This window comes from Sulfuricurvum sp. RIFOXYD12_FULL_44_77 (assembly GCF_001830725.1).
Lineage (GTDB): Bacteria > Campylobacterota > Campylobacteria > Campylobacterales > Sulfurimonadaceae > Sulfuricurvum > Sulfuricurvum kujiense_A.
In genome coordinates this window covers 1-5,610 of record NZ_MIBU01000156.1, presented here as the reverse complement: position 1 = coordinate 5,610, position 5,610 = coordinate 1, and the positions used below count along the sequence as shown (strand labels likewise).

The following is a 5,610-nucleotide window of genomic DNA, read 5'->3' as shown; positions in this document are numbered from 1 at the left end:
TTGAGCATATATCGGAATGCAAAAATGAAAATAAAAATTCCGGCCAATACGTATAGACCGTACGTATTAAAAAGGTGTTCCAAAAAGAGCAAAATCTTGGTCGGGAGGGGAAGCTCTGCCCCCAACTGTTCAAAAATAGTTTTAAATTGGGGGACAACATACGAGATAAGGACGGTAAAGGCAATGGCCATTGCAATCATAACGTTACGCGGATAGGCCATCGCTTTTTTAAATTTGATGATATTGCGGCGGATCTCTTCGAGCATATCGGCAAGCTTATGAAGCGCTTCCGCCATATTACCGGTTTTTTCTCCCAGTTCAATCATAGCCAGTGATAGGTTTCCCAACTCATAGCTAAAATTATGAGCCGAGTGAGAGAGGCTATGTCCGGCATTAATATCTTCAGCAATAGTACCTAATACGGTCTGTAATGTCTTATCTGTTGTTGCTTCAGCAATCTCTTTGAGGGAATCATGGATAGAGATACCGGCATTTGTCATAACGGCGAGCTGTCTTATAGCGGCAATAAGGGAATCTTGTTTGAGTTTTCGTTTTCTGATATTGGAAAAGAAACTCTCTTTTAAACGTCTCAGCTGATCTTCCAGCGGGGGGGCGGCTTCGGTTATTTTTAACACCATCCCCGTGTATTTGATTTTCGCTAAATAGTGAGCCTCTTTTTTACTCTCGGCATAAAAACCGACATCGGTTTTTTTCCCTTTTGTGAGGATTGTTGCTGTAAAGTATTTCATCCTTTTGCCACCCTTAGTATTTCATCAAATGTTGTTATTCCATGAACCGCTTTAGCCATTCCGTTCTCAAACATTCCTATAAATCCTTCCCGTTTTGCTTCTTTTAGGAGATCCTCTTTTGACGCCCCTCTAGCAATCATACTGGAGAGCTCTTCCGTAATCGGGAGAACTTCACAAATCATTTCCCGTCCCATATATCCCGATCCGTTGCACTCTTTACATCCGGCTCCTTCATAAAAAACCGTATGGGGAGGGATCATAGCGCTGTACTCTTGAAGCAATGTTTGAGGGATGTCAACCTCTTTTTTACAATGGTTACAAATGCGACGAACAAGGCGCTGCGCTTGTATGGCAACAAGGGCACCGCTGATCAGATAGGGTTCAATCCCCATATCAGACATACGCGGAATAGCACTGATCGCATCATTGGTATGAAGGGTAGAGATAACAAGGTGACCGGTCAGAGCCGCTTTAATCGCAATCTCCAGCGTTTCATGGTCACGAATCTCCCCGATCATAATTTTATCGGGGTCTTGGCGGAGGATGGAGCGGAGTGCATCGGCAAACGAGAGTCCTACTTTTGGGTTCACTTGAACTTGTTGAATCAGATTCATACGGTACTCAACCGGATCTTCGACGGTGATGACTTTGTCCTCTACGTTACGAAGTTCATTCAGGGCACCGTAAAGGGTAGTCGTTTTACCGCTTCCGGTAGGACCGGTAACCAAGATAATACCAAAGGGGGATTGTAGCCCTTTAATCAGCTTCTGGTAGCTCTCCGAATCCATTCCGGAATCTTCGAGTTTGACAAGAGCCTTGGTTTTATCCAGAATACGCATAACAATCGATTCACCATAGATTATAGGAAGTGTTGAGAGACGAAAATCAAACTCCGCGTCCATAACCATAGCGGAGAAACGTCCATCTTGCGGCTTACGGCGTTCGGCAATATCAAGATTAGCCAAGAGTTTAATCCGTGAAGCGAGCGGAGGGTAAATGTCCCGATCGAAAATAAAGATTTCTGCCAATTTGCCATCCACCCGTCCTCGAACTACGCAGTTTCTCTCTGTCGGTTCGATGTGGATATCACTCGCCCGTCCTTTGATACATGCTTTTAGGATAACATCGATAAGCTGCAGTATAGAAGAGGCCTCTTGCTGTTCTTCAATGGTTCCGATATTACGCAATTCGTTACGGATATTGGTAACGAGTTCTTTGACACTGTCTTTAAGCTCCATTTTAAATAAATAGGCTTGGATCTGTTTTTCGGTAGCAACGGCGATTTTTATCGATTTTCGGGGAAAAAGACGTTGAATGGACTCTTGTGCCTCAAGATTAAGGGGATCTGCAAATGCAACGACGACATACATATCATCCTGTGAAATAGGGAGAGCATTGTAGCGTTTAAGCTGAATCGTTGGTATTTTCTCAATGAGTCGATAATCCATATCAATGGAATCAAGATCCATAAAAGGGACTTCAATAACTTCGGCTAAATGGGTTAGAATAGAAGTTTCATCTAAAAAATGGTAATTTTTAATGATGGAGAGTTCATACCGTCCAAGACGGATCTGCTCAACGATAAAGCGTTTGATAAAATTAGTCGAAATTGCACCTACTTTGGTGAGGGTTTCCAAAACGGTATCATCCTGAACCCCTCTGGATGTCAGACGATCAATTTGTTGTTGCGAGATATGGCGCTTTTCTAATAAGTCATGCGTGATGCGATCCATACACTCTATCCTTTTCTAATACACATGGTGAAATGTCAATATTTTATCATAGTATTCATCTATAGCTATGCTTTTTTGTCCGTTTGTTTCAGACGCATAGAGTTTATAGCTCAAACGTGTATCGGAAGAGTCTTGATACTCTTTGATAAATTGCTCAGTTTGAGGATTTTTGAGATACAAATCAAATACTTTGGAGAGCAAGTAGGTACTACTGGGAAATTTAAGATTTTGAATCGGTTTATTATCGTACAAAGCTTGCATCAGAAGTTTTTTCTGCATTACGATAACGGAAAAATAGGCAGCATTGGCACGGGATTCTTTGGTTTGATTTAGAGTCATTATCGGTGCAGCCAAACGATCGATGGAATCTGCTTTGAGGCATGAAAAGGCATACAAAGAGATATAAGCTTCATCCCCTTTATGGTAGGGAAATCCTTGAAACCCAAGATTACAAGCTGCAAGATAGTTCCCCTGCTGATAGAGGTTATATAGCCGCTGTTTGGAATCAGCGAAAGAAGGTACTATTATTAAAATGATGAAGAGTAAAAATTTCATTTAAAGGAACCTTGTTCAATTGAATCGAGTAAGGAGCGTGCCGATTCGGAATTAGAGTCTGAGATATAAAGCTGCAATGTTTTTTTCGCTTGCTCTACTCTGCCGAGTTTGACGAGTGATTTGGCAAAAATAATCCAACTTTCATCTATTTTATTATTTAAATTATTGGTCTTTAATGAAAAATTATAAGCCTCACTATAATTGCCGTGATCATAATGGTAACGGGCAATAAATAAGCCAAGATTAGAATTTGATGTCTCTTTGAAGCGGCGTTCAACACTCTCTATATCAATTTTGGATTCATTACGGTTGAGTGAGAGCGATTTATCACCGGATAAAGGGGAAATAGCCGGAGGGGGCGCTTTTATAGAAGGCGATTCAGGGACGTTTAAAACTTTCGTAGCCGGAATACTTTGCTGGAGAGGTTTGGTATTTTGTGCAGTAGAGGCAGCGGCTATGGGTGTTTGAGGTAGTGAGGTTTGAAAGGATTGAACAAAATCCATCGATGGCTCGAGGATATCTTGGGTTTCATCGCTCTTAGGTACTGTTGTTTTAGCCGATGATTCAAGCGGCTCTTTTGCCATAGCTGTCTTTGGTGCATCGGAATCGTGTGAGAGCGAGAGAGCCACCGTCAAAGAGATGAGGAGTAGAAATACCGCACCGATATACGGGGCATACGATTTGATTTTGTATTTTAACCAGCGTCGTTCTAAATTTCGAATATCAAGCACGTATGAGTCCTGTATGAATTGCCGCCATTTCAATCCATTTTGATTTTAAGGCATTGTATTTAATGAGGGTAGGATGGTTTTGTTCATACCAGTAATAGAGACTGAAAAGAGAAAATAATAATTTATTCGTATCCCGATAATTCCCTTTTGTTAGAGAAGTAATCAGTTTCATATTTTTGTCATTAAACATATTGGCAACGTCAAAACAGTTGGCTTTTAATAACTTTTTTTGGACATATACTTTGAGTTCTTCTGCGGAAGCATTCTGGAGTTCGATGCTTTCCCAGATCCGCGTTTGAAAGTGCTCTTTTGCAATCACATCTTCTTTATCGGTTTTATGCAGAGTGATGACAAATTTAATCGCACGTGCATCGGAGATAAGACGAATTTTTTCCATAAGCGATGAGCTGTAGAGTTGCGCTTCATCCAAAAGTACAATGGGGACATCGGGATAGGATACCGCTTCGGCAATTTCTAAAAATCGGGTTAACGTCATCACTTCACGGGGAGAGTGTCCAAATATCCTTTGTGCCAAGACACGGAGGAAATCATCTTCATCCACAATAGGGATATCAAACATCAATACTTTTTGATGTTTGGAGAGGTCGTGGTGGAGTTTATGCAGAAGCATACTTTTCCCCGTCCCCGGTTTACCGAATAAAAGGATCATTTTCAGAGGTTTTTGTACTGAGTTTTTAAGCGATTGATACATATGTGAAACACTGTCAATCTGGACGTAGTCACGCGGGTTAACTACATCCAAAAACAGATCACGCGGTTTTGAGAAAAGAGAATTCTCCATCCGTTATTTACTTTCTGGCTTTGCTTCTTCTTCGATTTGTTTTCCAAGACGCGTATAGCCTAAATCACCTAAGCTAACCGTATCTTTCTCTTTTTTGATAATGTGAGGTTCAATAATGATAACAATCTCTTCTGTTCGTTTACTCATCCCCTCACGTTTAAACATATAACCTAGCAAAGGGATATCTCCGAGCAACGGAACTTTATTATTATCTTGCACGTTCTTGGTATTAATCAGACCACCTAAAATAACTCGGTTACCGTCTTTAACCGTGATAACCGAAGATATTTGACGACGGCTCAAGTCGGGTGGCATATCGCGTGTCGAGTTATTGGTTGAAATTTCACTGGCTGTTTCAGAAATAGAAGGATTTATTCGTAAAGTAATGCTTCCATCATTTGAGATTTCAGGAGTGATGTCAAGCAGTACCCCTGAAAATACGGAACTGACCACTTCCGTTGTCGCCTGCTCACCGGTTGTCCCTCCGGCTAACGTAGAGGTATTTCTTGTTTTATAGAATAATTCCGTCCCTGCGGTAATAAGGGCTGGCTGATTATTAAGGGTTAAAATTTTCGGATTGGAGATGGAGTAGACATCCCCTTGTGTTTTCAAAAATTTAACCACCTCATTCAAACTTCCTTTGATACCGGCTTGAAACACACTTGTATTTAGACGACCTGCTGTACTAGGTGTCAACGTTTTAATAGGAAACATAATGTTGCTCGTTCCTGTAGCATCTGCAGTAAAAGAGCCTACATTTTTTGTATTATAATAGTTGAAGCCCAAATCAATATTTTGTAAGGCATAAAGCTGAGACCAGTCAATACCGGTCGAAGAACCGTCTGTAAAAACGACACTGTACATCTTAACATCAATTAAAACCTGTGTCTGCATTTTTTTCTGCAAATCATTGATATAGCTATCAAGACGTTGGATTTGTTTTCCGGTACCGGTAACGGTGACGAGTCCGGCACTTTTATTAATGAATATGTTGTGATGGGTATCTTTTTCTGATGTTTTCTCTGTAGCAGTTTTTTCAT

At 40.9% G+C, this 5,610-nt stretch carries 6 protein-coding genes; all 6 read right to left on the bottom strand.

Annotated features, from left to right (window positions below; all coding sequences use genetic code 11):
- Positions 1–749 (bottom strand): type II secretion system F family protein (locus A2517_RS06435; RefSeq protein ID WP_294895274.1); only part of this gene is annotated, 749 nt, incomplete at its 3' end.
- A complete protein-coding gene (locus A2517_RS06430) occupies positions 746–2,482 on the bottom strand; it encodes a GspE/PulE family protein (protein ID WP_294895272.1) in 1,737 nt (578 codons plus the stop codon). The genes A2517_RS06435 and A2517_RS06430, both read right to left, overlap by 4 nt.
- A 15-nt stretch (positions 2,483–2,497) precedes the next feature.
- Positions 2,498–3,037, bottom strand: coding sequence for a hypothetical protein (locus A2517_RS06425; protein ID WP_294895270.1), 540 nt, complete (start codon positions 3,035–3,037; stop codon positions 2,498–2,500).
- Positions 3,034–3,768 carry a CDC27 family protein gene (locus A2517_RS06420; RefSeq protein WP_294895268.1) on the bottom strand — a complete coding sequence of 245 codons (735 nt, stop codon included), beginning with the start codon at positions 3,766–3,768 and terminating at the stop codon, positions 3,034–3,036. The genes A2517_RS06425 and A2517_RS06420 overlap by 4 nt, the downstream gene beginning before the upstream one ends.
- Positions 3,761–4,570 carry an ATP-binding protein gene (locus A2517_RS06415; protein WP_294895266.1) on the bottom strand — a complete coding sequence of 270 codons (810 nt, stop codon included), beginning with the start codon at positions 4,568–4,570 and terminating at the stop codon, positions 3,761–3,763. Before A2517_RS06415 ends, A2517_RS06420 begins: the two co-directional genes overlap by 8 nt.
- A 3-nt stretch (positions 4,571–4,573) precedes the next feature.
- A partial coding sequence (gene mshL / locus A2517_RS06410; protein ID WP_294895264.1) for a pilus (MSHA type) biogenesis protein MshL occupies positions 4,574–5,610 on the bottom strand: 1,037 nt, incomplete at its 5' end.

Bases quoted from the DNA above. Each gene is read 5' to 3' on its own strand.
- A2517_RS06430 (WP_294895272.1), bottom strand. From the start codon at position 2,482: ATGGATCGCATCACGCATGACTTATTAGAAAAGCGCCATATCTCGCAA.
- A2517_RS06415 (WP_294895266.1), bottom strand. From the start codon at position 4,570: ATGGAGAATTCTCTTTTCTCAAAACCGCGTGATCTGTTTTTGGATGTA.
- A2517_RS06425 (WP_294895270.1), bottom strand. From the start codon at position 3,037: ATGAAATTTTTACTCTTCATCATTTTAATAATAGTACCTTCTTTCGCT.